This window comes from Caballeronia sp. INML3B, from assembly GCF_023631305.1.
Lineage (GTDB): Bacteria > Pseudomonadota > Gammaproteobacteria > Burkholderiales > Burkholderiaceae > Caballeronia > Caballeronia turbans.
Genome location: NZ_JALQDI010000001.1, coordinates 312,014 through 337,284, shown reverse-complemented (window position 1 = coordinate 337,284; position 25,271 = coordinate 312,014). Strand labels below are relative to the sequence as shown.

The 25,271-nt window shown below is 63.8% G+C and carries 24 protein-coding genes, 1 CRISPR repeat array and 1 riboswitch; of the genes, 19 read left to right on the top strand and 5 right to left on the bottom strand.

Annotated elements, in window-relative coordinates:
• Positions 1 to 7: 7 nt before the first annotated feature.
• A CRISPR array of direct repeats spans positions 8 to 890; the repeat unit is 29 nt; unit sequence GGGTCTATCTCCGCACACGCGGAGGAACC.
• A gap of 79 nt (positions 891 to 969) precedes the next feature.
• Positions 970 to 1,980 carry a sodium:calcium antiporter gene (locus NCS58_RS01540; RefSeq protein ID WP_061116783.1) on the bottom strand — a complete coding sequence of 337 codons (1,011 nt, stop codon included), beginning with the start codon at positions 1,978 to 1,980 and terminating at the stop codon, positions 970 to 972.
• 88 nt (positions 1,981 to 2,068) lie between these two features.
• Positions 2,069 to 2,244: riboswitch (yybP-ykoY riboswitch) on the bottom strand.
• A gap of 210 nt (positions 2,245 to 2,454) precedes the next feature.
• On the opposite strand from NCS58_RS01540, the gene NCS58_RS01535 reads away from it, so the two are divergent.
• A complete protein-coding gene (locus NCS58_RS01535; protein WP_250537712.1) occupies positions 2,455 to 4,050 on the top strand; it encodes an ABC transporter substrate-binding protein in 1,596 nt (531 codons plus the stop codon).
• Between the two features lie 11 nt (positions 4,051 to 4,061).
• Here the strand turns inward: NCS58_RS01535 and NCS58_RS01530 are convergent, their stop codons facing one another.
• Positions 4,062 to 5,135: an MBL fold metallo-hydrolase gene (locus NCS58_RS01530; RefSeq protein ID WP_061116782.1), complete on the bottom strand. Its 1,074-nt coding sequence runs from the start codon at positions 5,133 to 5,135 to the stop codon at positions 4,062 to 4,064.
• Positions 5,136 to 5,240: 105 nt separating this feature from the next.
• Here NCS58_RS01530 and NCS58_RS01525 point away from each other — a divergent pair, with 105 nt between their 5' ends.
• The 4 genes from NCS58_RS01525 to NCS58_RS01510 are packed head-to-tail and all read left to right on the top strand — an operon-like array spanning position 5,241 to position 9,496.
• Complete coding sequence (locus NCS58_RS01525; protein WP_061116781.1) at positions 5,241 to 5,663, top strand: MerR family DNA-binding transcriptional regulator; 423 nt, start codon at positions 5,241 to 5,243, stop codon at positions 5,661 to 5,663.
• 32 nt (positions 5,664 to 5,695) lie between these two features.
• Positions 5,696 to 7,498, top strand: coding sequence for a bifunctional isocitrate dehydrogenase kinase/phosphatase (gene aceK, locus NCS58_RS01520; RefSeq protein ID WP_250476169.1), 1,803 nt, complete (start codon positions 5,696 to 5,698; stop codon positions 7,496 to 7,498).
• A gap of 29 nt (positions 7,499 to 7,527) precedes the next feature.
• Positions 7,528 to 8,310, top strand: a complete 783-nt coding sequence (can, locus tag NCS58_RS01515; RefSeq protein WP_061116779.1) for a carbonate dehydratase — start codon at positions 7,528 to 7,530, stop codon at positions 8,308 to 8,310.
• Positions 8,303 to 9,496: an acetyl-CoA C-acetyltransferase gene (locus NCS58_RS01510; RefSeq protein ID WP_250537711.1), complete on the top strand. Its 1,194-nt coding sequence runs from the start codon at positions 8,303 to 8,305 to the stop codon at positions 9,494 to 9,496. Before can ends, NCS58_RS01510 begins: the two co-directional genes overlap by 8 nt.
• Positions 9,497 to 9,562: 66 nt before the next feature.
• Here NCS58_RS01510 and NCS58_RS01505 read toward each other — a convergent pair whose 3' ends face one another.
• Together NCS58_RS01505 and ubiM are read right to left on the bottom strand one after the other, a co-directional pair.
• A complete protein-coding gene (locus NCS58_RS01505; protein ID WP_250537710.1) occupies positions 9,563 to 9,721 on the bottom strand; it encodes a hypothetical protein in 159 nt (52 codons plus the stop codon).
• 187 nt (positions 9,722 to 9,908) lie between these two features.
• Positions 9,909 to 11,111, bottom strand: coding sequence for a 5-demethoxyubiquinol-8 5-hydroxylase UbiM (ubiM, locus tag NCS58_RS01500; protein WP_250537709.1), 1,203 nt, complete (start codon positions 11,109 to 11,111; stop codon positions 9,909 to 9,911).
• Between the two features lie 117 nt (positions 11,112 to 11,228).
• Between ubiM and NCS58_RS01495 the strand changes: the two genes are divergently transcribed.
• From NCS58_RS01495 to NCS58_RS01435, 13 genes are all read left to right on the top strand, one after another.
• Positions 11,229 to 11,906 (top strand): SDR family oxidoreductase, encoded by a 678-nt coding sequence (locus NCS58_RS01495; protein WP_250537708.1) that lies wholly within the window; start codon positions 11,229 to 11,231, stop codon positions 11,904 to 11,906.
• Between the two features lie 13 nt (positions 11,907 to 11,919).
• Entirely contained in the window at positions 11,920 to 12,528 is a 609-nt protein-coding gene (locus NCS58_RS34320) for a glutathione S-transferase family protein (RefSeq protein ID WP_250476166.1), read from the top strand.
• Entirely contained in the window at positions 12,525 to 12,944 is a 420-nt protein-coding gene (locus NCS58_RS01485) for a YchJ family protein (RefSeq protein ID WP_250476165.1), read from the top strand. The genes NCS58_RS34320 and NCS58_RS01485 overlap by 4 nt, the downstream gene beginning before the upstream one ends.
• A gap of 325 nt (positions 12,945 to 13,269) precedes the next feature.
• Entirely contained in the window at positions 13,270 to 14,526 is a 1,257-nt protein-coding gene (locus NCS58_RS01480) for a dienelactone hydrolase family protein (protein WP_250537707.1), read from the top strand.
• Between the two features lie 299 nt (positions 14,527 to 14,825).
• On the top strand, positions 14,826 to 16,133 hold the full coding sequence (locus NCS58_RS01475) for an adenosylmethionine--8-amino-7-oxononanoate transaminase (RefSeq protein ID WP_061116771.1): 1,308 nt from the start codon (positions 14,826 to 14,828) through the stop codon (positions 16,131 to 16,133).
• A complete protein-coding gene (bioF, locus tag NCS58_RS01470; RefSeq protein ID WP_250537706.1) occupies positions 16,130 to 17,320 on the top strand; it encodes an 8-amino-7-oxononanoate synthase in 1,191 nt (396 codons plus the stop codon). The genes NCS58_RS01475 and bioF overlap by 4 nt, the downstream gene beginning before the upstream one ends.
• A complete protein-coding gene (bioD, locus tag NCS58_RS01465) occupies positions 17,317 to 18,018 on the top strand; it encodes a dethiobiotin synthase (RefSeq protein WP_250537705.1) in 702 nt (233 codons plus the stop codon). The genes bioF and bioD overlap by 4 nt, the downstream gene beginning before the upstream one ends.
• A gap of 4 nt (positions 18,019 to 18,022) precedes the next feature.
• Positions 18,023 to 19,063 carry a biotin synthase BioB gene (bioB, locus tag NCS58_RS01460; RefSeq protein ID WP_250476160.1) on the top strand — a complete coding sequence of 347 codons (1,041 nt, stop codon included), beginning with the start codon at positions 18,023 to 18,025 and terminating at the stop codon, positions 19,061 to 19,063.
• Positions 19,060 to 20,001, top strand: coding sequence for a glyoxylate/hydroxypyruvate reductase A (locus tag NCS58_RS01455; protein ID WP_250537704.1), 942 nt, complete (start codon positions 19,060 to 19,062; stop codon positions 19,999 to 20,001). Before bioB ends, NCS58_RS01455 begins: the two co-directional genes overlap by 4 nt.
• A gap of 27 nt (positions 20,002 to 20,028) precedes the next feature.
• Entirely contained in the window at positions 20,029 to 20,952 is a 924-nt protein-coding gene (locus NCS58_RS01450; protein WP_250537703.1) for a hydroxymethylglutaryl-CoA lyase, read from the top strand.
• A 16-nt stretch (positions 20,953 to 20,968) separates the two neighbouring features.
• Entirely contained in the window at positions 20,969 to 21,466 is a 498-nt protein-coding gene (locus tag NCS58_RS01445; RefSeq protein WP_086960813.1) for a YbaK/EbsC family protein, read from the top strand.
• Positions 21,463 to 22,059: a DUF1289 domain-containing protein gene (locus NCS58_RS01440; RefSeq protein WP_086960787.1), complete on the top strand. Its 597-nt coding sequence runs from the start codon at positions 21,463 to 21,465 to the stop codon at positions 22,057 to 22,059. Before NCS58_RS01445 ends, NCS58_RS01440 begins: the two co-directional genes overlap by 4 nt.
• A complete protein-coding gene (locus NCS58_RS01435) occupies positions 22,056 to 22,967 on the top strand; it encodes an MBL fold metallo-hydrolase (protein WP_250537702.1) in 912 nt (303 codons plus the stop codon). The genes NCS58_RS01440 and NCS58_RS01435 overlap by 4 nt, the downstream gene beginning before the upstream one ends.
• Before the next feature lie 177 nt (positions 22,968 to 23,144).
• Here the strand turns inward: NCS58_RS01435 and NCS58_RS01430 are convergent, their stop codons facing one another.
• A complete protein-coding gene (locus NCS58_RS01430; RefSeq protein ID WP_250537701.1) occupies positions 23,145 to 24,035 on the bottom strand; it encodes an alpha/beta fold hydrolase in 891 nt (296 codons plus the stop codon).
• Positions 24,036 to 24,280: 245 nt separating this feature from the next.
• On the opposite strand from NCS58_RS01430, the gene NCS58_RS01425 reads away from it, so the two are divergent.
• Positions 24,281 to 25,243, top strand: coding sequence for a nitronate monooxygenase family protein (locus NCS58_RS01425; protein ID WP_061116763.1), 963 nt, complete (start codon positions 24,281 to 24,283; stop codon positions 25,241 to 25,243).
• Positions 25,244 to 25,271 lie beyond the last annotated feature (28 nt).

Here is a 25,271-nt window from a genome sequence, read left to right as displayed (position 1 = left end):
CGTGATTAGGTCTATCTCCACGCACGCGGAGGAACTGCCATCGCGTCACTGTTTGCCGCCGGCGCGTAGGGTCTATCTCCGCACGCGCGGAGGAACGTCCTCGGTGCTGCGCTTCGTCGGGGCAAACCAGGGTCTATCTCCGCACACGCGGAGGAACCGGCCGGAGAGCAATCGTCGGCGCGCGGCCGCCGGGTCTATCTCCGCACACGCGGAGGAACCACATGGCGCACGATCTGCGGGCGATGCGTGATGGGTCTATCTCCGCACACGCGGAGGAACCGCGCGACGTCGAGCGCTTGCAGGATGCGCATCGGGTCCATCTCCGCACACGCGGAGGAACCCCTATTCGGGATCCGCTGGTCGTAGGCGCCGGCGGTCTATCTCCGCACACGCGGAGGAACCCGCGTCGGCTCGTTGCTCAGCAGCGCGCATGAGGGTCTATCTCCGCACACGCGGAGGAACCTCGAGCGCGATGATGAAATCCTCGTCGCTCAGGGGTCTATCTCCGCACACGCGGAGGAACCGCCACCGGCTTCGCCCCCGCTGTGTCGGCGATGGGTCTATCTCCGCACACGCGGAGGAACCGATGCGCGGAGGGTGCGGCAATGACGGCCGCTGGGTCTATCTCCGCACACGCGGAGGAACCGTGCCGGAGCGAGCGCTCCGCTATCAGCACACGGGTCTATCTCCGCACACGCGGAGGAACCGCATTGCTGCGGTCTGGTCATTCGCCGTCAAGGGGTCTATCTCCGCACACGCGGAGGAACCGCATAGATCAGGCTTTCCGGGCGCTTCTGGCGGGGTCTATCTCCACACACGCGGAGGAACCGTTACCAATATCGTGTCCGACAAGGACCCCAAGGGTCTATCTCCGCACACGCGGAGGAACCCCTCGATCATAACCGCATGACCCGAAAGGAAAAACCCGAAAACTCCCATCCGCGCGCGCATCGCCGAAAGACACGAACATCAGCGCCCAAGCGTCAGCACGAGATACGCCGCATACAGCACCCCATTGCCGAGCAACGCCCACAACACCACCCCATTCTCCTTCGCATTGAACCGCAGCCACGCCGCCGCCGCGAGCGTGATCAGCACGCCAGTCAGCACTTCGACCCGCGGCTCCCACGGCGTCAGCATGATGCCGATTCCCGGCAGCAACGTCCCTTGAAACACCATCGCCCCGGTGATGTTGCCGAACGCGAGCGTATCTTTCCCTCTGCGCGCCCAGAGAATGCTGTTCACCTTCTCGGGCAATTCCGTGGCAATCGGAATGATGATGAGCGACAGCAACAGCGGTGAAATCCCCAACGCATGCGACACGCCTTCAACGCCGTGAATGAACCCTTTCGCGCCGCCGACGAGCAACACGATACCGACGAGAAACTGCAGCATGATCGTGCCGAATGTCGTCTTCAGCCCGGCACGCGACACGAACAGCGCCTCAGGCGCTTCCGTCCCATGCCCGCCCTCGACGAGCTTCGCCGAAGCCCTGAACGTCGAAATCACATAAACGACGTATACCCCGACCAGACCCGCCGCAAACACCGCACGCACCTGCCACGCGTGATGCGGCACGAACATCGCGGCGCACGCAATCAGGAAGGCGAACAAAAAGAAGTTGAGATCGCGCGTGAACCCGCTGCGCTCCGGCGTGATCCGCCCGCGCAAGCCGCGCGACTTGAGAATCGCGACCGTCATCAGGCAAGTGGAAAGCGTCGCGAGCATGAGCGGTGCGCCGAGAATCGCGCCGACGCCGATCTCTTCATTGATCGCACGGCTCGGTGTGCCGCCGAGCAGCGCGATGATAGGCACCGTCGTTTCCGGCAACGCCGTGCCGACCGCCGCGAACAGCGACCCGGTCACGCCTTCGGATATACCGAGCCGTTCGCCCAGATGTTCGAGCGCGTTCGTGAATAGCTCTGACGCGATCAGAATGATCGCAAGCATCAACGCGAGTTCGAGGAAGAGCATCGTCATGCGGCACCTCGCATCGAACTATGCGAAAAGCGCGCAAGCGTGCGCGAAAGACAGGGATGTTGTAGTTGTAGGGACACGATAATTCCACGGCCGGACGTCGAGCGAACCACGATGCGCCACGCGCCGTCCGACCAAGAACGACATAGCGCATCGATGGTCTCGCCAAACCGTTCCGGTCGAACGCGCCACGGCAGCAGGGCCGAGGATGTTGACGCGTTCTCCTTCGCTCGCGAAGGAAGGCTACTCCCCAAAGACGGCGCAAGTTTAGCCCGATGCGCCCGATTTCGGCAAGCCGCGCATGCACGGGACAGAACCGTCATGAATATGCGTATGCCGATCGAATCGTTGTCGGCGCCGAGTGCATTCGGTAATCTGGCCGCGCCGGGCGCGACGCTTGCTGCGCGCGCCCAAGCGATCCTACAAGACTGCAACAAGAACCAAACGTTGTGTGACCGCAAGGTCACGGGAGATCTCATGCGCCTGAAACTTCTCGCCGCGGCAGCGGCCGTATCCATCCTCGCCGCGCCGACAATCGCGATGAGCAAGCCGCTCACCGTCTGCACCGAATCGAGCCCGGACGGCTTCGATGTCGTGCAATTCAATTCGCTCGTGACGACCAATGCGTCGGCGGATGTCGTCTTCAATACGCTCGTCTCTTACGACGAAGCCGCGAAGAAGGTCGCCCCTTCGCTCGCGGAAAAGTGGGACGTGAGCAGCGATGGCCTGACTTACACGTTCCATCTCCGTCCGAACGTGCAGTTCCAGACGACCGATTACTTCAAACCGACGCGCCCGCTCGGCGCCGACGATGTCGTCTTCACGTTCGAGCGCATGCTGTCGGACAGCAATCCGTGGCACAAAGTGGCGGGCGCGAGCGGCTTTCCGCACGCGCAGTCGATGGGCCTCGTAAAGCTCATCAAGGCCGTAACGAAAGTCGATGACCATACCGTGAAATTCGAGCTCAACGAGCCGAACGCGACCTTCGTGCCGATTCTCACGATGGGCTTCGCATCGATCTATTCATCCGAATACGCGGACAAGCTGCTGAAGGCGAACCAGCAAAACGATCTGAACAGCAAGCCCATCGGCACGGGCCCGTTCGTGCTGAAGAGCTACACGAAGGATTCGGTGATCCGCTACGACGTCAATCCGGCGTACTGGGGTCCGAAGCCGAAGGTCGATCGCCTGATCTACGCGATCACGCCGGATGCGTCCGTGCGCGCGCAGAAGATCAAGGCGGGCGAATGCCAGATCGCGCTGTCGCCGAAGCCGCAGGACGTGCTCGACGCGAAAAAGGACAAGTCGCTGAAAGTCAGCGAAGCGCCCGCGTTCATGACGGCGTTCGTCGCGCTCAATACGCAGAAGAAGCCGCTCGATAACCCGAAGGTGCGTCAGGCGATCAACATGGCTTTCGATCGCACGACGTACATGAAGACCGTGTTCGACAATACGGCCACGCCCGCCGTGAATCCGTATCCGCCCAACACGTGGAGCTACGACAAGACCATCGCGGCGTACAAGTATTCATCCGCCGATGCGAAGAAACTGCTCGCCGACGCAGGCTTCCCGAACGGTTTCGACACGACCATCTGGGTGCGCCCGAACGGCAGCGTGCTGAATCCGAATCCGAAAGCCGGCGCCGAATTGCTGCAGGCCGACCTCGCGAAGATCGGCGTGAAGGCGCAAGTCAAGGTGATCGAGTGGGGCGAACTGATCAAGGAGGCGAAGCAAGGTCAGCATGACATGCTGTTCATGGGCTGGGCCGGCGATAACGGCGACCCCGACAACTACATGTCGCCGCTCTTCAGTTGCAATGCGGTGAAGTCGGGCATCAACTTCGCGCGCTACTGCGACAGCCGGCTAGACAAGCTCATCGCCGACGGCAAGTCGACGCCCGATGTCGCGCAGCGCACCAAGGCCTATGTCGATGCGCAGAAGATCATCCACGACCAGGCGCTGTGGATTCCGCTCGTCTACCCGACGGCTGCGGCGCTCACGCGTGCGAACGTCAGCGGCTATAACGTGAGTCCGTTCGGGCGCGTGAACTTCGGCGGCGTTTCCGTGCAGTAACTACCGCAATGTCAAACCGGCGAAAAGCGGATCACGCCGTCATCGCCGGTTTCGCGCCTCAACGTGCCATCGAGCCAGAGCAGATTCAGATGCGCGAGTGCTTCGCCGAGCGCGAATGTCATCTGATGAATGTCGAGCTTTCGCTTGAACATGATCGGCACGATATCCGCGGCGCTGCACGGTTTCAGTGCGCACGCCTCGCGCACCTCTGCGAGCCGCGCGCGATGATGCTCGCGTAATTGCCCGATGCGCGTCTGCACGCCGCGAAACGGCTTGCCGTGCGATGGCAGCGCGAGCGTATCGGCGGGCATCGTCTCATAGCGGCCGAGCGATTCCAGATACAACGCGAGCGGATTGCCTTCCGGCTCGACCGCGAACACGGACACGTTCGTCGAGATGCGCGGCAGAACCATGTCGCCGGAAATGAGCAGCGTGTCGGCCGCGCAGAAGAGCGCGCTATGCTCCGGCGAATGCCCGTAGCCCGACACCACTTCCCAATTGCGCGTGCCGATACGGATGACATCGCCGTTGCGGATGCGCCGGTATTCGGCGGGCATCGACGGCACGAGCGTCGGGTAGTAGCTGTCGCGCTTGCGCAAGGCATCGAGCGAGGCTTCGTCGGTCAAGCCGTGCGCGGCAAAATGCGCCGCCGCGCGCTCGCCGCCGGCGTTGGAGCCGTCGCCGGCGGCCATCACGCGGCCCATTGCGTATTCGCCCAGCGAAATCCACAGGCGCACGTTCCAGCGCTTTTTGTCGCCGCCGTTGCAGATCCAGTCGGCAAGGCCCAGATGGTCCGGATGGCAATGCGTGACGATCACGCGCAGCACGGGCAGGCCATCGAGCACGGTGTCGAACACACGCTCCCAGTTCGCTCGGATCGTGTCGTTCGAAATGCCGCAGTCGATCACGGTCCAGCCCTTCACGCCGTCGATCTCGTCGCGCAGCAGCCAGAGATTGATGTGATCGAGCGCGAACGGCAACGGCATGCGCAGCCAGAAAACGCCCGGCGCCACTTCCTTGACACCGCCCGATTCGGGCAGCGCGTCGGCGAAAACATAATCGAGCTGGTGTTCGAGTGCGTTCATTCGGTCCGTGTCTCCGGGTTTGCGCCGCGTTGCAATTTAGCGAAGTTGACGATAACGTAAACATCCATTCTAACGTTGCGCGCGCATTTGCGCTGCCGGCCCGCGATGACTCAGCCGACGCATTACACGATCACCGAACTGTCGCGCGAATTCGACATCACACCGCGTGCGATTCGCTTCTACGAAGATCAGGGCCTGCTCGCGCCGAAGCGCGAAGGCTCGAACGGCCTGCGGCGCGTGTATTCGCCGCGCGACCGTACGCGCCTCAAGCTCACGCTGCGCGGCAAGCGGCTCGGCTTCACGCTGTCGGAAATCCGCACGCTGCTCGATCTCTATGACTCGCCGACCGGCTCGACCACGCAATTGCAAGCGTTCGTCGATACGATCGCGGCGCATCGCGAGGTGCTCGAACGTCAGCTCGAAGACCTGAACACGACGCTCACCGAGCTCGCCGCGTATGAGGAACAAGGCCGCGCGCTGATCGCAGCAGGAACGGAAAAGCGCGCGCGCAAACCCAAAGCGGCATGACGTGACTGCCCCACCCGAAGCGCAGGGTCGACATGAATCATTTCCCCAAGCTGCTCTCGTCGCAAATCGGCTTCGATGTCGCGCAGACGATACTCGAAGGCTTCGAGCATCACTACCGCGTGTTCCGGGACGCCGCGATCAAGGCGAAGGGCCTGTTCGAGCGCGGCGAATGGCTCGCGGTGCAGCAACTGGCGCGCGAGCGCATTGCATCGTATGACGATCGCGTCGCCGAATGCGTGACGCTGCTCGAAGACGAATACGACGCCGAGAACATCGACGACGACGTGTGGCAGCAGATCAAGCTGCACTACATCGGCTTGCTGACGACGCACCGCCAGCCCGAATGCGCGGAGACGTTCTTCAATTCCGTGTGCTGCAAGATCCTGCATCGCTCGTACTTCAACAACGATTTCATCTTCGTGCGGCCGGCAATCTCGACCGAATACATCGAAAACGATGAACCCGCCGCGAAGCCCACCTATCGCGCGTATTACCCGCAGAAGGACGGCCTCGCCGCGACGCTCGAGCGCATCGTCACGAATTTTCAGCTCGATCCGCCGTTCGAAGACTTGCAGCGCGACGTGCAATGCGTGATACAGGCGATGCGCGATGCTTTCGGCGATATCACGCCCGCGCCGAATTTTCAGATTCATGTGCTGTCGTCGCTGTTCTTCCGGAACAAGGCGGCGTATATCGTCGGGCGCGTCATCAACGGCGATGCGCTGCTGCCCTTCGCCATCGCCATCCGGCACACGTCGCCCGGGCTGCTCGCGCTCGACACCGTGCTGCTGTCGCGCGAGCAGGTGCTCATTATCTTCAGCTTCTCGCACTCGTATTTTCTGGTCGATATGGAAGTGCCATCGGCGTATGTGCAGTTCCTGAGCACGATCATGCCGCGCAAACCGAAGGCCGAAATCTATACGTCGCTCGGCTTGCAGAAGCAGGGCAAGAACGATTTCTATCGCGACTTGCTGCATCATCTGTCGCATTCGAGCGATAAGTTCATCGTCGCGCCCGGCATCAAAGGGCTCGTGATGATCGTCTTCACGCTGCCGTCGTTTCCTTATGTGTTCAAGCTCATCAAGGACGCGTTTCCGCCGCCGAAGGAAACCACGCGGCAGAAGATCCAGGACAAGTATCAGCTCGTGAAGCGTCACGATCGCCTGGGCCGCATGGCCGACACGCTCGAATATTCGAGCGTCGCGCTGCCCGTCGCGCGCCTCGACGACGCGCTCATCCGCGAACTGGAGAAGGAAGCGCCGTCGATGATCGAGTACGAAGGCGACAATCTCGTCATCCGGCACGTGTATATCGAGCGCCGCATGGTGCCGCTGAATCTCTTTCTGAAAGACGGAAGCGATGACGAAGTCGATCACGGCATCAAGGAATACGGCGATGCGATCAAGCAGCTGATCCAGGCCAACATCTTCCCCGGCGACATGCTGTACAAGAACTTCGGCGTGACGCGGCACGGTCGCGTGGTGTTCTACGACTACGACGAAATCGAGTATCTGACCGACTGCAACGTGCGCCGCGTGCCGCCGCCGCGCAATGAGGAAGACGAGCTGTCGGGCGAACCGTGGTATACCGTCGGGCCGCACGATATCTTTCCCGAAACGTACGGCACATTTCTGCTCGGCGATCCGCGCGTGCGCGAGGCGTTCATGCGCCATCACGCGGATTTTTTCGATCCCGCGCTCTGGCAGCGCTACAAGGAACAACTGCAGCGCGGCGAACTCGCCGATTTCTTTCCCTATGACCGGGACGTCCGATTCTGCATCCGTTATCCGGAGCGCTTCGACGAGTCCGGCCGACACGACGCGCGCGCCGCCTGACGCGCGCCGTCCCGCTTTGACTTTCGAACATGAACCCTACTTCCGACAACAACGAAACCTCGACTCCGCTTGCTCACCTGTTCGCCAACAATCAGGAATGGGTTCAGCGCAAGCTCGCCGAGGACGCCGACTTCTTCCAGCGTCTCGCGCATCAGCAGACGCCGGAATATCTGTGGATCGGTTGCGCAGACTCGCGCGTGCCCGCCAACGAAATCATCGGCCTGCCGCCGGGCGAAGTGTTCGTGCACAGAAACATCGCGAACGTGGTCGTGCACTCGGACCTCAACTGTCTTTCGGTCATCCAGTTCGCCGTCGATCTGCTGAAGGTGAAGCACATCATGGTCGTCGGCCATTACGGTTGCTCAGGCGTGGGCGCGGCGCTCGTCGGGCGGCGCGTCGGTCTCGCGGACAACTGGCTGCGCCATGTCGAAGACGTGCGCGAGAAGCACGCCGGGCTGCTCGACGAATGGCCGATGGGCGACGCGCGGCATCGCCGTCTCGTGGAGCTGAACACGATCGAGCAGACCATCAATGTATGCCGCACGACCGTCGTCAACGATGCATGGGCGCGCGGTCAGGAACTCACCGTGCACGGCTGGACCTACGGCGTGCACGATGGCCGCCTGCGCAACATGGGCATGATGATCGGCGCATCGGATGAGATCGATCCGGTGTATCAGTCGTGCATTGCCGCGATGAGCCGAAGCGGCGCGCATTCCGCGGAGAACGATGTACTCGCGTCCGATGCGGCGCGTCTGGGCGATATTCCCGCCGTTATTCAAGGCGTCATCAAGGAGTTGAAACATGAGTGAGACACAAACCGATCCCGTCGTCATCGTATCGGCGGCGCGCACGCCAATGGCGGCGTTTCAGGGCGATTTCGGGTCGCTGACCGCGGCAGGGCTCGGCGCTGCGGCGGTCAAGGCCGCAGTCGAGCGCGCGGGTGTGAAACCCGAGCAGATCGACGAGGCGATCATGGGTTGCGTGCTGCCCGCCGGCCAGGGCCAGGCGCCCGCGCGTCAGGCTGCACTCGGCGCGGGGCTGCCGCTGTCGACCGGCTGCACGACGATCAACAAGATGTGCGGCTCCGGCATGCGCGCCGCGATGTTCGCGCATGACATGCTGCTCGCCGGATCGGTCGATGCGATCGTCGCGGGCGGCATGGAAAGCATGACGAACGCGCCGTATCTTTTGCCGAAGGCACGCGGCGGCATGCGCATGGGCCACGGTCAGGTGCTGGATCACATGTTCCTCGACGGCCTCGAAGACGCGTACGAGAAGGGCCGCCTGATGGGAACGTTCGCGGAGCAATGCGCATCGTCGTATGCGTTCTCACGCGAGTCGCAGGATGCGTTCGCAGTCGAATCGCTGCGGCGCGCGCAACGGGCGAACGAAGACGGCTCGTTCAAGTGGGAGATCGCGGCGGTCACCGTGCCGGGCAAAAAAGGCGATACGGTCGTCGATCGCGACGAGCAGCCGTTCAAGGCCAACATCGACAAGATTCCGTCGCTCAAGCCCGCGTTTGCCAAGGACGGGACGGTGACGGCGGCCAATTCGTCGTCCATTTCGGATGGCGCGGCGGCGCTCGTGATGATGCGCGAGTCGACGGCGAAACGTCTCGGTGTGTATCCGATTGCGCGCGTCGTCGGGCACAGCACGTTTGCGCAGCAGCCCGCGTTGTTCACGACGGCGCCCGTCGGTGCGATCAACAGGCTCTTCGAGAAGAACGGCTGGCGCGCGAGCGATGTCGATCTGTATGAAATCAACGAAGCGTTCGCCGTCGTGACGATGGCCGCGATGCGCGAGCACGATCTGCCTCACGACAAGGTCAACGTGAATGGCGGCGCGTGTGCGCTCGGGCATCCTATCGGGGCTTCGGGGGCGCGGATTCTGGTGACGTTGCTCGGCGCGTTGAAGTCGCGCGGGCTGAAGCGTGGCGTCGCGAGTTTGTGTATTGGCGGCGGCGAAGCGACCGCGATGGGCGTGGAACTGGTTTGAGTGCCGCGAGCCGGTCCGGGTGCCGGGTGCCGGGGCCGGCGCGGTTGCTAGTTGATGACGTTCGTATCAGCCAGAAACATCGGAATCTCCGGTGCTGGCGTGACGATCGAAAATGGAATCGTCGCAGTCGATTTTCGGAAAACTCATGAGGGCTCTGATGAAGCCTGCGTTATCGTCATCGTCCGGCTCCCCCATCTGCCTTCGCACTTGCGCCTCGATCTTCATGCGTCGGGCGGTATACCGCCTGAAGCTCCCGAAGCTCGCTCTCGTCGATATTCGACGGTAAGGTTCCTTGAATGATTTTGAACATGGTCTGCTCCTCGTCTGAGCGTTGCGAGTAGCGAGACTGTACTCCGATTCAATAAGCATCCCTAGTCATCCAAACGATACAGGAATTTACTGCAACGACCCTTCATCGCCCCGCCAAAGACATCGCCACGGCGCGCTTGAACGGCGTCAATCTTTCGCCGATGCGCAACATCGTGTCACGCGCGACCCGCGCGGGCAACGAATCGCGCGTATAGATCTCCGTGATGAACCGCGTGATCAGATAAAGCGGCCGCGTCTCCTGCCGATGCTTCTGCTCATATCGCGCGAGCAGCGCATCGCCGGCGATATCGAGCCCCGCCGCGCGCGCATCGCCAATGCCGCGTGAAAGCATCTCGATGCCCGCCAGCCCGAAATTGAACCCATGTGCCGTGACCGGATGCATGCCGACCGCCGCATCGCCGACCGTCGCGAAACGCTTCGCCACGAAACGCTTCGGATAAACCGACACCAGCGGATAGACATGCCGCGTCGTGCGCAACGCCATCGTCCCGAGCCTTCGCTCGAAGCGTCGCTCGATTTCGCGATTGAACGCATCGGCATCGAGCGCGTTCAGTCGCTCTGTGTCACGCGCGTCGAGTGTCACCACGACCGACGACCGATGCGCGCCTGTTTCGGGATCAGGATTCATCGGCAGCAGCGCGAGCGTCTGCCGATGGCCGAAACATTCCCACGCGGCGTGATCGTGCGGCGCGTCGTGCGTCATGCAGCAAACCAGCATGGACTTGCCGAAATCGTGCATGTCGGCGGCGATGCCCAGCATGCGGCGCGTGGCGGAGAAACGGCTGTCCGCCGCGACGACGAGCTGCGCCTCGATCGTCTCGCCGCTTTCGAGCCGCACGCGCGCGCCGGAAGCATCGGTATCGATATCGATCACGCGCTCGGACGCGATGATGCGGATGTCCGCGCCCGACGCGCGACGATGCCCTACCGCATCGAACGCCGCGCGCCGGATCAGATGATTCGACACGAGCCAGCCGAGCTCGGCATGCCCCGAAAGCGCGTGACCGATCTTCAGCGCGAACGGCGACGACCCGTTGAAGATGCGCGCGTCCGCAAGCTGCGATTTCGCGTGCGCGTCGATACGTGCCCACACGCCGAGCGTCTTCAGAAACGTGACGGATTTCTGCGTCAACGCGATCTCGCGTCCGTCGAACGCGGGCTCGCGCAGCGCGTCGTCGCTCTGCTGCTCGACGAGCACGATCGACAAACCCGCGCCGCTCAACGCATTCGCCAGACACAAACCCGCCGGCCCCGCGCCGACGATCACGATATCGGTATGCCTCATCTTTCCGTCTTGCTTTTCTGAAAGCGCACAACGATAGCCGAAAGGCCGGCGAACGATCCGCGACGCCGAGTCGCGCGCTATAGTCGCAAGGTCGTCCAAACAAGGAACGTATCGGTCATGAAAACGGTATTGATCGTCGGCGCGTCGCGCGGCCTCGGCCACGAATTCGCGCGCGAATATTGTCGCGATGGCTGGCGCGTGCTCGCCACGGCCCGCGACAAGGCCTCGCTCTCCGCGCTCGACGCGATGGGCGCGCAAACCTTCCCGCTCGACGTCACGCAGCCCGAGCAGATCGCCGCGCTCGCGTGGCAACTGGACGAGGAAAAGCTGGACGTGGCGATCGTGGTTGCGGGCGTGTACGGTCCGCGCACCGAAGGCGTCGAAACCATCGGCGCCGACGATTTCGATCAGGTCATGCACACGAACGTCCGCGGCCCGATGCAACTGCTTCCCGTGCTTCTGCCGCTCACCGATGCCGCGAACGGCGTGCTCGCGGTCGTGTCGAGCAAGATGGGCAGCATCGGCGGGGCGAGCGGCACGACCGGCTGGCTGTATCGGGCGAGCAAGGCAGCGCTCAATTCGGCGCTGAAAGTGGCGTCGCTGGAATCGCGTCATTCGGCGTGCGTCGCGCTGCATCCGGGCTGGGTGCGCACGGAAATGGGCGGACCGTCGGCGGCGATCGACGTCGCGCACAGCGTGTCGGGCATGCGCGCGGTGATCGCCGAAGCGGGCGCGATGCGCGACGCGTTCAACGGGACCTTCGTGCAATACGACGGCACGAAGCTCGAATGGTGAAACTGGAGGGAATGTGACCTATCAAGTACACGGCGTTTCCGCATCGGGCAACTGCTACAAGGTTCGCCTCATCCTCGAACAGCTCGGCCTGCCTTACGCGTGGCATGAAGTCGACATGATGCACGGGGCGACCCGCACCGACGAATTCAAACGGCTCAATCCGAACGGCAAGGTGCCGGTGCTCGTCATCGACGAACACACGACGCTATCCGAATCCGACGCGATCCTCTGCTATCTCGCCGACGGCACTCCCCTCATGCCGACCGATCGCCTCGAGCGCGCGCAAGCGCTGCAATGGATGTTCTTCGAGCAGTACAGTCATGAGCCGTATGTGGCCGTGGCGCGCTTCATCTTACAGTTTCAGAAGAATCCCGGCGATGCCCGCCTGCCCGAGAAGATCGCCGGTTCCTATCGCGCGCTCGACGTGATGGAGCAGCATCTCGCCACCCGCACGTATTTCGTCGGCGAGCGGTACAGCGTCGCCGATATCGCGCTCTATGCGTACACGCACGTCGCCGGTGAAGCGAATATCGACCTGTCGCGCTACCCGGCGATCCGCGCGTGGCTCGAACGCGTGCGCAGCCAGCCGCGGCATGTCGAGATGCCGGGCGTCGATCAATGAAGCCGGTGGACTGTCCCTGCGGCGGCGCCGCGCCCGATCAGCGCCCCAATGCACGCGCGCCGCGTTACGAAGCGTGCTGCGGGCGGTTCATCGAGGGCAGCGAAAAGCCCGCCAGCGCGATGGAACTGATGCGTTCGCGCTACACCGCCTACGTGCTCGGCGACACGGCCTATCTTCGTGCGACATGGGCCGAATCCACGTGCCCGCCCGACCTCGACGCAGCCGACGCCGGCACGCGCTGGCTCGGCCTGCAGATCATGCGCCACACACGAATCGATGCCGATCACGAGGAAGTGGAGTTCGTTGCGCGCTACAAGACAGGCGGGCGCGCGCATCGGTTGCACGAGGCGAGCCGCTTCACGCGCAACATCGATGGAAACTGGATTTACGTCGATGGACAGATAAAAGAAAAGTAAATATGTCTTTAAGAAATATGCAGTGGCGTACGGTATTAATTTCCTAAGAATTTCCTTTCAGATTAAACAGTTACGGGGTACCACTTATTGTGCAGTGCAATTTTGAACGGTTAATCTGTGTTCGTCAGGGCGCAGTCATCTCCGTGCCCGGACGCTCGCAGCGAAGCCCCGTTTTGAAGCCAATTGTCATGCCTTTTTCGGGCATGACTCCCGGAACCCGCAGCCGATACTGCTCTTCACGAGCAGCGCGATAGGTTTGTGACTTCAAAAAGCGTTGGGCCGCGCCGGATCAACGCCTTATTGGAAGCGCAGTCGGAGTTCACGGATGGCGATCAGAACCTGGTTGGTCGGATGCAGCATGGTGTGCGCGCTCGCGACGTCACTCGTCACGTCCGCCGTGCGCGCCGAACCGATCGGCGGCGTGCGTCAATCCGAAGGTCTCCAGGCGCCCGCATTCGGCCAGCCGCTTTCCCGCATTCCCGATTCGCTCGATGCCGGCCTGCCCGCCGTCTCGAATGGGCTGAACGAAGCCGTCATCGAAATTCCCGAAGCGGACATCGCGCTCGAAACCACGGTATTCAAGCCGGACGGCGCCGGCCCGTTCCCGATGATCGTCTTCAACCACGGCAAGCTTCCCGGCGACTCGCACGCGCAGCCGCGCAATCGGCCGGTCGCGCTCGCGCGTGAATTCGTGCGCCACGGCTATGTCGTGGTCGTGCCGAATCGCCGTGGTTTCGCGGGCTCGGGCGGCGATTATGCCGGCCACGGCTGCGACGTCGAGGCGAACGGCTTCGCCCAGGCACAGGATGTCGCGGCGACCGTCGCGTACATGAGCGAGCAGGCGTATGTCGACAAGACACATATCGTCGTCGCGGGCACGTCGCACGGCGGCCTGACGACGATCGCCTACGGCGCGCGCGATGCCGTCGCGGCGCCCGGCGTGCGAGGCCTCATCAACTTCTCGGGCGGCCTGCGTCAGGACGAATGCACGGGCTGGCAGAAAAACCTCGTCAGCGCGTTCGGCGATTACGGCCAGAACGTGCGCCTGCCGTCGTTGTGGCTCTACGGCGACAACGACTCGGTCTGGCAGGGCGATCTTTCCACGCAGATGTTCACCGCCTTCACGTCGCACGGTGCGCGCGCGAACATGGTCGATTTCGGCACCTACAAGAACGATGCGCATCGGCTCGTCGGCGATCGCGACGGCGTGCAGATCTGGTGGCCGCGCGTGAAGTCCTTCCTCGCGCAGATCGGCATGCCGACCGCCGTGCAGTACCAGGTTTCCGAGCCGAACATGCCGAACGCGACCCACTTCGCGGATCTCGATTCGGTGCAGGCCGTTCCGTACGTCGATGAAAACGGCCGCGCCGGCTATCGCAACTTCCTCTCGCAGTATTCGAGCCGCGCGTTCGCCGTGTCGGATTCCGGCGCGTGGTCGTGGGCCGAAGGCGGCGACGATCCGATGGCCGTCGCCATTGCGAGCTGCCAGAAGCAGAGCGCCGATCCTTGCAGGCTCTACGCGGTGAACAATCGCGTCGTCTGGAACGATCAGGCGGCCGAGACGCAGACCGCATCGCGCTGACCGCGCCCTTTCCCGATTCCTCCGAACGCCGGTCTTCGCACCGGCGTTCGCCTTTATCGAACACGCATCTTCCGCGCCAATCCGCCGACAACGCTTCGAATTGAACGAAGTTGCGTGCGATAGCGCGTTTTCGCATTTCCGTTGGGCACGCGCGCATGCCCAAAAAAACCTTCCGAATACGGAAGCCTGCGCATCTTTTAGGGATAATTGACTCGCGCAGTTTTCCCCGCAACGCAGGCGTCCAGGCGCCTGCCCGACGTATCCGGCCCGCACCGCGCGCGCGGGCCTGGGAGCCGTTTTTGAACACAGAAGCCAATCAGGACTGGGTTGCCCGCTCGCTCGCGGCCGTGTGGCATCCGTGCACCCAGATGAAACATCACGAGCGCGTGCCGCTCGTGCCGATCGCGCGCGGCAAGGGCGCGTGGCTCTACGATCCGCAAGGCAACCGCTATCTCGATGCGATCAGCTCGTGGTGGGTGAATCTCTTCGGCCACGCGAACGACGACATCAACCGCGCGCTGAAAGATCAGCTCGACACGCTCGAACACGCGATGCTCGCCGGCTGCACGCACGCACCGGCGGTCGAACTGGCCGAGCGTCTTTGTGCGCTGACCGGCCGCACGCTCGGACATGCCTTTTTTGCGTCGGACGGCGCCTCGGCGGTCGAGATCGCGCTGAAGATGAGCTTTCACTTCTGGCGCAATCGCGGACGGGGCGGGAAGCGCGAGTTCGCGTGCCTCGCGAACAGCTATCACGGCGAAACGATCGGCGCGCTCGGCGTCACCGATGTCGCCATTTTCAAGGACGCTTACGATCCGCTGATTCGTCATGCGCATGTGGTCGCGTCGCCGGCCGCGGTGGGCGTCGATGAAGCCATCGGCGCAATGCGCGCGCTGTTCGAGCAACGCGCGTCGGCACTCGCGGCGGTCATCGTCGAGCCGCTCGTGCAATGCGCGGCTGGCATGGCCATGTACGACGCGTCGTATCTCACGCAGTTGCGCGCACTTTGCGACGAATTCGGCGTGCATCTGATCGCCGATGAAATCGCGGTCGGCTGCGGGCGCACCGGTACGTTTTTCGCGTGCGAGCAGGCCGGAATCTGGCCGGATTTCATTTGCCTGTCGAAGGGCATCAGCGGCGGCTACCTGCCGCTTTCGATTGTCCTCACGCGTGACGATATCTACGCCGCCTTTTACGACGACGACATCACCCGCGCCTTTCTGCATTCGCATTCGTACACGGGCAACCCGCTCGCGTGCCGCGCCGCGCTGGCGACGCTCGATCTCTTCGAGCGCGCGAACGTGCTCGCGGAGAACCGGCGCAAGTCCGCGTTGCTGCACGAAGCGTTGCAGCCGCTGCTCGAACATGAGCGCGTGCGCAATCTGCGCCAGCGCGGCACGATCTTCGCGTTCGATGTCGATATCGACGACAAGACTTTCTCGCGCCGCTTTTTCGCCAACGCGTTGCAGCGCGAACTGCTGATGCGTCCGATCGGCACGACGGTCTATCTGATGCCGCCGTACATCCTCTCCGACGACGAACTCCTGCTCCTCGCGCAACGCACGCGCGACACGCTCGACGCGACGCTTGGCGGAGACGCAGCATGACGAACAGTTCGCAAGCGCTGTATGAAACGCTGAAGCAAGGCCTCGCCGATATCGACGCGCGCGGCCTGCGACGCCGCCGCAAGACGATCGACAGCGCGTGCTCCGCGCACATGACGGTCGATGGCCGCGAGATGGTCGGCTTCGCGAGCAACGATTATCTCGGCCTCGCCGCGCACGAAGCGATCCGCGCGGCGCTCGGGCAGGGCGCGTCGCTGTTCGGCGCCGGCAGCGGCGGCTCGCATCTGCTCGGCGGCCATTCGCGCGCCCACGCGCAACTCGAAGACGATCTCGCCGCGTTCTCGGGCGGTTTCGTCGACAACCCGCGCGCGCTCTTCTTCAGCACCGGCTACATGGCGAACCTCGCCGTGGTGACCGCGCTCGCCGGGCGCGGCACGCTCGTGTTCTCCGATGCACTGAACCACGCGTCGCTCATCGACGGCGTGCGCCTGTCGCGCGCGGAAACGCAGATCTACCCGCACGCCGACATGGACGCCCTCGACGCGATGCTCGACGCCTCAGGTGACTGCGCCGCGACGAAGCTCATCGTCACCGATACGGTGTTCAGCATGGACGGCGACATCGCGCCGCTCCCGCGTCTCGTCGAACTCGCGGAGAAATACGGCGCGTGGCTCGTCGTCGACGATGCGCACGGTTTCGGCGTGCTCGGCCCGCAAGGACGCGGCGCGTTGGCGCATTACGCGCTGCGCTCGCCGCATCTCGTCTATGTGGGCACGCTCGGCAAGGCGGCGGGCGTCGCGGGCGCGTTCGTCGCGGCGGATGAAACCGTCGCCGAATGGCTCGTGCAGCGGGCGCGTCCGTATATCTTCACGACGGCGTCGCCGCCCGCTGTCGCGCATGCGGTGTCGGCGAGCGTGAGGATCATCGGCAGCGACGAGGGCGATCAGCGGCGCGCGCATCTCGCATCGCTCATCGAGACGACCCGCGCGATGCTGAAACGCACGCGCTGGATGCCCGTCGATTCGCATACCGCCGTGCAGCCGCTCGTGATCGGCGGCAACGACGAAACGCTGGAAATCGCCGCCGCGCTCGACAAGCACGGCCTCTGGGTGCCCGCGATTCGCCCGCCGACGGTTCCCGCCGGCACCTCGCGGCTGCGCATTTCGCTTTCCGCCGCGCACAGCGAGGACGATCTCGCGCGCCTCGATCACGCTTTGAACACGCTATGACCGCCTTATCGCTATTCGTCGCCGGAACCGATACGGAAATCGGCAAGACCTTCGTCTCCGCGGCGCTGCTGCACGGCTTCGCGCGCGCCGGCCTGCGCGCCGCCGCGATGAAGCCGATCGCGTCGGGCGCCAGCGAGCGCGACGGCGTGCTGCACAACGAAGACGCCGATCAGCTCGACGCCGCCGCGAGCGTCGCACTGCCCAACGACATCCGCACGCCGTTCATGATGCGCGAGCCGATCGCGCCGCACATCGCCGCCGCGCGTGAAGGCATCGCGCTCGATATCGGGCGCATCGTCGACGCGCATCGCCATGCCGCGACGAAAGCGGATATCGTCGTGGTGGAAGGCGTCGGCGGGTTTCGCGTGCCGCTCGACGATACCCACGACACCGCCGATCTCGCCGTCGCGCTGAATCTGCCGGTGGTGCTCGTGGTCGGCATGCGGCTCGGCTGCATCAGCCACGCGCTCTTGACCGCGGAAGCCATCGCCTCGCGCGGACTGACGCTCGCGGGCTGGGTCGCGAATCGCGTCGACCCGAACATGCTGTATCCGGACGAAAATATCGCAACGCTCAAGCAACGCATCGAAGCGCCGCTCATCGGCGTGATCCCGCATCTCGCGCCGAACGACGCACGGCGCGCCGCCGATTCGCTCGACATCGGCCTTCTGACAGACCAGCTTCATCGAAAGGATTGACCCCATGACACAGCAAACCGCCGCAGAGACCACTTCCACGACCACGCCGCAGCCGATGCAGCGCTGGCGCGTCGCCGATGTCGTCGCGCTGTACGACTTGCCGTTCAACGATCTGCTCTATCGCGCGCAGACCGTGCATCGCGAAAATTTCGATCCGAACGCGGTGCAGCTTTCCACGCTGCTCTCGATCAAGACGGGCGGCTGCGAGGAAGACTGCGCGTACTGTCCGCAATCGGTGCATCACGACACCGGCCTCAAGGCCGACAAGCTGATGGACGTCGACGAAGTGCTGAAGGCGGCCGAAGTCGCGAAGTCCAACGGCGCGACGCGCTTTTGCATGGGCGCGGCGTGGCGCAATCCGAAGGATCGTCATCTGGAGCCGATCAAGGACATGATCCGCGGCGTCAAGGCGATGGGCCTCGAAACCTGCGTGACGCTCGGCATGCTCGAAGCGCATCAGGCGCAGGGGCTGCGCGAAGCCGGTCTCGATTACTACAACCACAATCTCGATACGTCGCCGGAGTTTTACGGTCAGATCATCTCGACGCGCACGTATCAGGATCGTCTCGACACGCTGGAGCACGTGCGCGACGCGGGCATCAATGTCTGCTGCGGCGGGATCGTCGGCATGGGCGAATCGCGGCGCGAGCGCGCGGGGCTGATCTCGCAGCTCGCAAACATGGAGCCGTATCCCGAATCGGTGCCGATCAACAATCTCGTGCAGGTCCCGGGCACGCCGCTCACGGGCGTCGACGCACTCGATCCGTTCGAGTTCGTGCGCACGATCGCGGTCGCGCGCATCACGATGCCGAAGGCGATGGTGCGTCTCTCCGCCGGTCGCGAGCAGATGGACGAAGCGCTGCAGGCGCTGTGCTTCGCCGCCGGCGCGAATTCGATTTTCTACGGCGACCAGCTTCTGACGACGAGCAACCCGCAAGCCGAAGCGGACCGCAAGCTGATCGAGCGTCTCGGCATGCGCGCGGAGTCTGCGCAGAACGTCGGCGTCGAAAGCACCGGGCGCTCGTGCGGACACGGCCACGCATGAAAATCATCTTCTACGAAAAGGGCGCCGATCTCGACGCGTGGCTCGGCGGCCTGAGACGCGAGTTGCCGGATGCGGACCTGCGCGTGTGGGAACCGGGGGACACCGCGCCCGCCGATTACGCGATCGTCTGGCGGGCGCCGCGCGAGCTCTTCGCGAATCGTCCGGATCTGAAGGCCGTGTTCAATCTCGGCGCGGGCGTCGACGCCATTCTCGATGTCGAGCGCAAGGAACCCGGCACGTTGCCGCCGAACGCGAAGCTCGTGCGTCTCGAAGATACCGGCATGGCCCGGCAGATGGTCGAATACGCGACCTGCTGCGTGCTGCGCTATCTGCGCCGTTTCGACGAATACGACGCGCTGCAACGCGAACGCCGCTGGGAAAAGCTGCCGCAGCACGCGCGCGAGTCGTTCACCGTCGGCGTGCTCGGGCTCGGCGTGCTGGGCGCTGAAGTCGCAAAGGGACTGCTGAAGCTCGGCGTGCCGGTGCGGGGCTACAGCCGGTCGCCGAAGATGATCGAAGGCGTGCAGGTTCACGCAGGCCCCGATCAGTTCGATGCTTTTCTCGACGGCGTGAAGGTGCTCATCAACCTGTTGCCGCATACGCCCGACACCGAAGGCATTCTGAACGCGCGCGCGTTCGGCAGGCTCGCGCGCGGCGCGTATCTCGTGAACGTCGCGCGCGGCCCGCATCTCGTCGACGCCGATCTGCTCGCCGCGCTCGACAGCGGCCAGATCGCCGCCGCCACGCTCGATGTCTTCCACACGGAACCGCTGCCGCAGGATCATCCGTTCTGGACGCACCCGCGCGTGTCGGTCACGCCGCACATTTCGGCGGAAACGCTGCGCGAAGAAAGCATCGTGCAGATCGCCGGCAAGATCAAAGCGCTCGCGCGCGGCGAACGGATCAGCGGCATCGTCGATTTCAAGCGCGGGTACTGAACGCATCGCATATAAAAGGAGACAGCCATGATTCCGGCCAAGGTGAAAATCGTCGAAGTCGGGCCGCGCGACGGCCTGCAGAACGAAAAGGAGTTCGTGCCCACGCAAACCAAGATCGAGCTCGTGAACCGGCTCGCGCGCGCGGGCATCGTCAATGTGGAATCGACGTCGTTCGTGTCGCCCAAATGGGTGCCGCAGATGGCCGACGCCGCCGCCCTGATGGCTGGCATCGAGCGCCGTCCGGGCACGATCTACTCCGTGCTGACGCCGAACATGCGCGGCTTCGAAGGCGCGCTCGAATCGAAGGCCGATGAGATCGTGATCTTCGGCGCGGCGAGCGAGGCGTTCTCGCAGAAGAACATCAACTGCAGCATCGCGGAGAGCATCGCGCGTTTCGAACCGGTCGCGAAAGCCGCGAAGGACGCGGGCATGCGCCTGCGCGGCAGCATCTCGTGCGCGCTCGGCTGCCCGTATCAGGGCGAAGTGAGCATCGAGTCGGTCGTGGATGTCGTCGAGCGCATGAAGGCGCTCGGCTGCGATGAAATCGACATCGCCGATACGATCGGCGTCGGCACGCCCAAGCGCACCCGCGAAGTGCTCGCGGCGGCGCAGAAGGTGTTTCCGCGCGAGGGGCTCTCCGGGCACTTTCACGACACGTACGGACAGGCCATTGGCAACATCTATGCGGCGCTGCTCGAAGGCATCGAGATTTTCCACGCATCGGTCGCGGGGCTCGGCGGCTGTCCGTATGCCAAGGGCGCGACCGGGAATGTCGCGACGGAAGACGTCGTCTATCTGATGAACGGGCTCGGCATCGAGACGGGCGTCGATCTGGATCAGCTCGTCGATATCGGCGATTTCATTTCGCGCGCTATCGCCAAGCCCAGTTCGTCGCGCGCCGGCCGTGCGCTCTTCACGAAAAAGCGCGATGGCGTCGCAGCCTGCGCCTGAACGACAAAGGACCACGATGATCGATCAATTACCCGATTCCGCGCGCCGCGTCGCGCTCTTGCTGAAGGAACGCGGCCATCCGCACGACGTCGTGATGCTGCCGGAAACCGGAAAGACTTCCGCCGAGGCCGCCGCCGGCCTGGGCTGCGCGGTCGCGCAGATCGCCAAGTCGATTCTCTTTCGGCGCCGCGAGGACGATGCGCCCGTGCTCGTGATCGCGAGCGGCGCGAATCGCGTGGACGAGGCGAAGGTCGCGGCGCGCGTCGGCGCACTGGCGCGCGCGGATGCGAAGTTCGTGCGCGAGAAGACCGGCTATGCGATCGGCGGTGTGTGCCCCATCGGCCACGCGGTCGAGCCGGTCACGCTGATCGACGAAGACCTGCTCGCGCTCGACAGTCTCTGGGCCGCGGCGGGGCATCCGCATGCGGTGTTCAATCTGTCGCCGCAAGAGTTGATCGAGTTGACGGGCGCGCCGGTCGTCGATGTCGCCTTGCGCGAGACGGCCGAGTCATGACCGGCCTGGCGTCGCCGTGCGTCGACGTCTGCCGCATGAACCCGGAGACCGGCTTCTGCGACGGCTGCCTTCGCACCATCGGCGAAATCGCGGCCTGGGCATCCAGCGACGATCATGAAAAGCGCGCGGTGCTCGCGCGCGTCGAGAGCCGCCGCCATGGCGCGCGCGTCGTGACGATCGGCGAATCGTTCGAAGCGACGCTCGCGCTGCCGCCCGATTCGATCAAACATTTCGCGACGCTCGTCAACGATCTCAACCCGCTGCATCACGACGACGCCTACGCGCGCGCGAGCCGCTTCGGTTCGCTGATCGCCTCCGGCACGCAGCCGACCGCGCATCTGATGGCGATGCTCGCCGCGCATTTCTCGCGCGACGCGCAGCCGCTCGGCCTCGAGTTCGGGATCAAGCTGACGCGCGCCGCGAAGGCAAACGACGTGCTCACGATGTTCTGGCGCGTCACCGAAGCGAAGTGGAAAGCGAGCCTCGGCGGCGACCTCGTGAAGCTCGAAGGCGGCGCGCGCAATCAGCACGGCGAGACGGTGATGAAGGGGACGGCCACCATCCTCGTGATGCCGAAGGAGCCGCGCGCGTGAAGGCGCTTCCGGAATCCATGACGGTGTTCGAGCGCGGCTGGCTGTCCTCGAACAATGTGCTGTTCGCGAGCGATGAAGGCACCGCGATCGTCGATACCGGCTATGCGTCCCACGCGCCGCAGACGCTCGCGCTCGTGAAGCAGAAGCTCGGCGCGCGCACGCTCGATCTGATCGTCAACACGCATCTGCATTCGGATCATTGCGGCGGCAACGCGCTGCTTCAGGAAAACCATGCGTGCCGCACGCTGATTCCCGCGAGCGAGGCGCACGCCGTGCGCACGTGGGATGAAGAAGCGCTCACGTTTCGCGCAACCGGCCAGCGCTGCGAACGCTTCGACTTCACGGGAACGATCGAACACGGCACGACGCTCGCGCTCGGCGGCTTCGAATGGAACGTGCTCGGCGCGCCGGGCCACGATCCGCATTCCTTGATGCTGCATTGTCCGCAGATGCGCGTACTGATCAGCGCCGACGCGTTATGGGAAAACGGCTTCGGCGTGATCTTTCCCGAGTTGGAAGGCGACAGCGGTTTCGCGGAAGAGCGCGCGGTGCTCGAACTGATCTCGACGCTCGACCTCGATCTCGTGATTCCCGGGCACGGCGCGCCATTCACCGATGTCGCGCGCGCGCTCGATGTGGCTGCATCGCGGCTCGACTATCTGCAAGCCGATCCCACACGCAACGCGAAGAACGCGCTCAAGGTGCTGATCGTGTTCAAGCTGATGGAAGTGCGCGCGATGTCCTTCGACGCCTTGCTCGCAATGACCGGGCAAGCCCGCGCGATGCGCGCCGCCGCCGATGCGCTCGCGCGGCCGGGCGAGCGTCGGAGGCTCATCGAGACGATCGTCGGGGAATTGGCGCGCGGCGGCTCGGTGAACGTGAGCGGCGCGATGGTGTCGGCGGCCTGATCAAACCGGACGCCCAAAAGAAAGCCGCTTGTCAGCTACGGCAAGCGGCAGAATCATAGGGACGTGATCAACGTCCAGCGTATCGTAGCGCGACGCTGTTTCACGTGCATCGGTGCTTTCCCTACAAAACTTTAACGATCACCTGAATCGGCGTAAGACCCAATGCCGGCGCGGGTTTCAGGGCGCATCGGCCTCGAAGAAGGCGAGCATTTCCGCGAGCAGCATGTCGGGCTGTTCCTCGGGAATGTAGTGCCCGCACGGCAGCGCGCGGCCGCTCACGTCGCGTGCGACGCGCCGCCATTCATCGAGCGCATCGAAGCATCGCTCGATCACGCCTTCTTCTCCCCATAGCACGCGCAGCGGACACGCGACCTTCAGGCCGCGTTCGAGATCGGCGCGATCGTGGTCCAGATCGATGCTCGCCGATGCGCGGTAGTCCTCGCACATCGCGAAGATCGCGCCGGGCGATGCGAGCGCGTCGCGATACGCCTGCAACGCGTGCGGCGCGAACGGCGCGAGTCCCGCGTGCCGATTGCCCATCACGCGATCGATATAGGCGTTCGGATTGCCGCCGATCAGCAACTCGGGCAACGGCGACGGTTGAATCAGCAGGAACCAGTGGAAGTATGCGGTCGCGAAGGCGCGGTCGGTCGCCTCGTACATCGCGAGCGTCGGCGCGATATCGAGCAGCATCAGACGATCGACGGCATCCGGAAAGTCCATCGCCATGCGATGCGCGACACGCGCGCCGCGATCATGCGCGCAGACGAGAAAGCGTTCGAAGCCGAAGTGACGCATCACCGCGACCTGATCGGCGGCCATCGCGCGCTTCGAATACGGCGTGTGACGCGCGTCGCTTTTCGGCTTCCCCGACGCGCCGTAGCCGCGCAGATCCGTGGCGATCACGGTGAAGTGCTTGGCAAGCTCGCCGGCGCACTTGTGCCAGATTTCGTGCGTTTGCGGATGACCGTGCATGAGGAGCAGCGGCGGCCCGTCACCGCCTTTCATCCCGACGATTTCGACGTCCCCCGCATCGACGCGAAACGGCTCGTAGTCTCCGAAAGACATGGTGTTTTCTTGTTCGTGGCATTGCGGGTCATTGTAGGCGCGGGTGCGCCATTGCTCACGCGCCGGAGGGCGTGCGAACGCGGAAACCGAAGACTTCCTCGGGAAATGGCGGATGTTTCGCCGACGATGCCGTGCTTATAATCGAACGATCGTTCGCTATCCGGGCGCGCACGCTTTCCCGAAAACGAGCGCCAGTTCGTAGAATGGTTTCAATGCTGCCCGGACACATTCAGGAGATTCGTGCCATGGCCCTGCCCGCCATCTTGCAGCACCTCACATTGCCCGTCGTCGGCTCGCCGATGTTCATCGTCAGTTATCCGGAACTCGTGCTTGCGCAATGCAAGGCGGGGATCGTCGGCTCGTTTCCGGCGCTGAACGCTCGCCCCGCCGAATTGCTCGACGAATGGCTCACCCAGATTCAGGCCGCGCTCGCGGAGCACAGGGCGGCGAATCCTGAAGCGGTCATCGGACCGATCGCGGTGAACCAGATCGTTCATCAGTCGAATGCGCGGCTCGAGCAGGATGTGCGCGTGTGCGTCGAGCACAAGGTGCCGATCTTCATCACGAGCCTGCGTGCGCCGGTCAGGGAAATGATCGACGCCGTTCACTCGTATGGCGGCATCGTGCTGCACGATGTCATCAATCTGAGACACGCGCAGAAAGCGCTCGAAGCGGGCGTCGATGGCCTCATTCTCGTCGCGGCGGGCGCGGGCGGCCATGCGGGCACGACGTCACCGTTCGCGCTCGTCGGCGAAGTGCGGCGCATCTTCGACGGTCCGATCGTGCTGTCGGGCGCAATCGCCAACGGCGGCTCGATTCTCGCCGCGCAGGCGATGGGCGCGGACCTCGCCTACATGGGCACGCGCTTCATCGCGACGAAAGAAGCGCACGCGCTGGAGGCCTACAAGCGCGCAATCGTCGATGCGAAAGCCGCCGACATCATCTACACGAACCTCTTCACCGGCGTGCACGGCAACTACATCCGCGAGAGCATCGTCAAAGCGGGGCTCGATCCAGACGCTTTGCCGGAGTCCAACAAGGAAGCGATGAACTTCGCCGAAGGCACGAGCAAGGCGAAGGCATGGAAGGAGATCTGGGGCGCGGGGCAAGGCGTCGGGCTGATGGAGGACGTGCCGAGCGTGGCCGAGTTGGTCCAGCGCCTGAAGCGCGAGTACGACGACGCGAAGACGCGCCTCGCGATCGGCTGATCCTTTTCCGATAGCCGCAAAAAAACAC

What these genes read in the sequence shown, in the direction of transcription:
- NCS58_RS01445 (WP_086960813.1), top strand. Translation starts at nt 20,969, where the DNA reads ATGATCGATCAATTACCCGATTCCGCGCGCCGCGTCGCGCTCTTGCTG.
- can (WP_061116779.1), top strand. Translation starts at nt 7,528, where the DNA reads ATGAACCCTACTTCCGACAACAACGAAACCTCGACTCCGCTTGCTCAC.
- NCS58_RS01455 (WP_250537704.1), top strand. Translation starts at nt 19,060, where the DNA reads ATGAAAATCATCTTCTACGAAAAGGGCGCCGATCTCGACGCGTGGCTC.
- bioF (WP_250537706.1), top strand. Translation starts at nt 16,130, where the DNA reads ATGACGAACAGTTCGCAAGCGCTGTATGAAACGCTGAAGCAAGGCCTC.
- NCS58_RS01480 (WP_250537707.1), top strand. Translation starts at nt 13,270, where the DNA reads ATGGCGATCAGAACCTGGTTGGTCGGATGCAGCATGGTGTGCGCGCTC.
- NCS58_RS01495 (WP_250537708.1), top strand. Translation starts at nt 11,229, where the DNA reads ATGAAAACGGTATTGATCGTCGGCGCGTCGCGCGGCCTCGGCCACGAA.
- ubiM (WP_250537709.1), bottom strand. Translation starts at nt 11,111, where the DNA reads ATGAGGCATACCGATATCGTGATCGTCGGCGCGGGGCCGGCGGGTTTG.
- bioD (WP_250537705.1), top strand. Translation starts at nt 17,317, where the DNA reads ATGACCGCCTTATCGCTATTCGTCGCCGGAACCGATACGGAAATCGGC.
- NCS58_RS01450 (WP_250537703.1), top strand. Translation starts at nt 20,029, where the DNA reads ATGATTCCGGCCAAGGTGAAAATCGTCGAAGTCGGGCCGCGCGACGGC.
- NCS58_RS01430 (WP_250537701.1), bottom strand. Translation starts at nt 24,035, where the DNA reads ATGTCTTTCGGAGACTACGAGCCGTTTCGCGTCGATGCGGGGGACGTC.
- NCS58_RS01485 (WP_250476165.1), top strand. Translation starts at nt 12,525, where the DNA reads ATGAAGCCGGTGGACTGTCCCTGCGGCGGCGCCGCGCCCGATCAGCGC.
- NCS58_RS01505 (WP_250537710.1), bottom strand. Translation starts at nt 9,721, where the DNA reads ATGAAGATCGAGGCGCAAGTGCGAAGGCAGATGGGGGAGCCGGACGAT.
- aceK (WP_250476169.1), top strand. Translation starts at nt 5,696, where the DNA reads ATGAATCATTTCCCCAAGCTGCTCTCGTCGCAAATCGGCTTCGATGTC.
- bioB (WP_250476160.1), top strand. Translation starts at nt 18,023, where the DNA reads ATGACACAGCAAACCGCCGCAGAGACCACTTCCACGACCACGCCGCAG.
- NCS58_RS01540 (WP_061116783.1), bottom strand. Translation starts at nt 1,980, where the DNA reads ATGACGATGCTCTTCCTCGAACTCGCGTTGATGCTTGCGATCATTCTG.
- NCS58_RS01525 (WP_061116781.1), top strand. Translation starts at nt 5,241, where the DNA reads ATGACTCAGCCGACGCATTACACGATCACCGAACTGTCGCGCGAATTC.
- NCS58_RS01535 (WP_250537712.1), top strand. Translation starts at nt 2,455, where the DNA reads ATGCGCCTGAAACTTCTCGCCGCGGCAGCGGCCGTATCCATCCTCGCC.
- NCS58_RS01425 (WP_061116763.1), top strand. Translation starts at nt 24,281, where the DNA reads ATGGCCCTGCCCGCCATCTTGCAGCACCTCACATTGCCCGTCGTCGGC.
- NCS58_RS01510 (WP_250537711.1), top strand. Translation starts at nt 8,303, where the DNA reads ATGAGTGAGACACAAACCGATCCCGTCGTCATCGTATCGGCGGCGCGC.
- NCS58_RS01440 (WP_086960787.1), top strand. Translation starts at nt 21,463, where the DNA reads ATGACCGGCCTGGCGTCGCCGTGCGTCGACGTCTGCCGCATGAACCCG.
- NCS58_RS01530 (WP_061116782.1), bottom strand. Translation starts at nt 5,135, where the DNA reads ATGAACGCACTCGAACACCAGCTCGATTATGTTTTCGCCGACGCGCTG.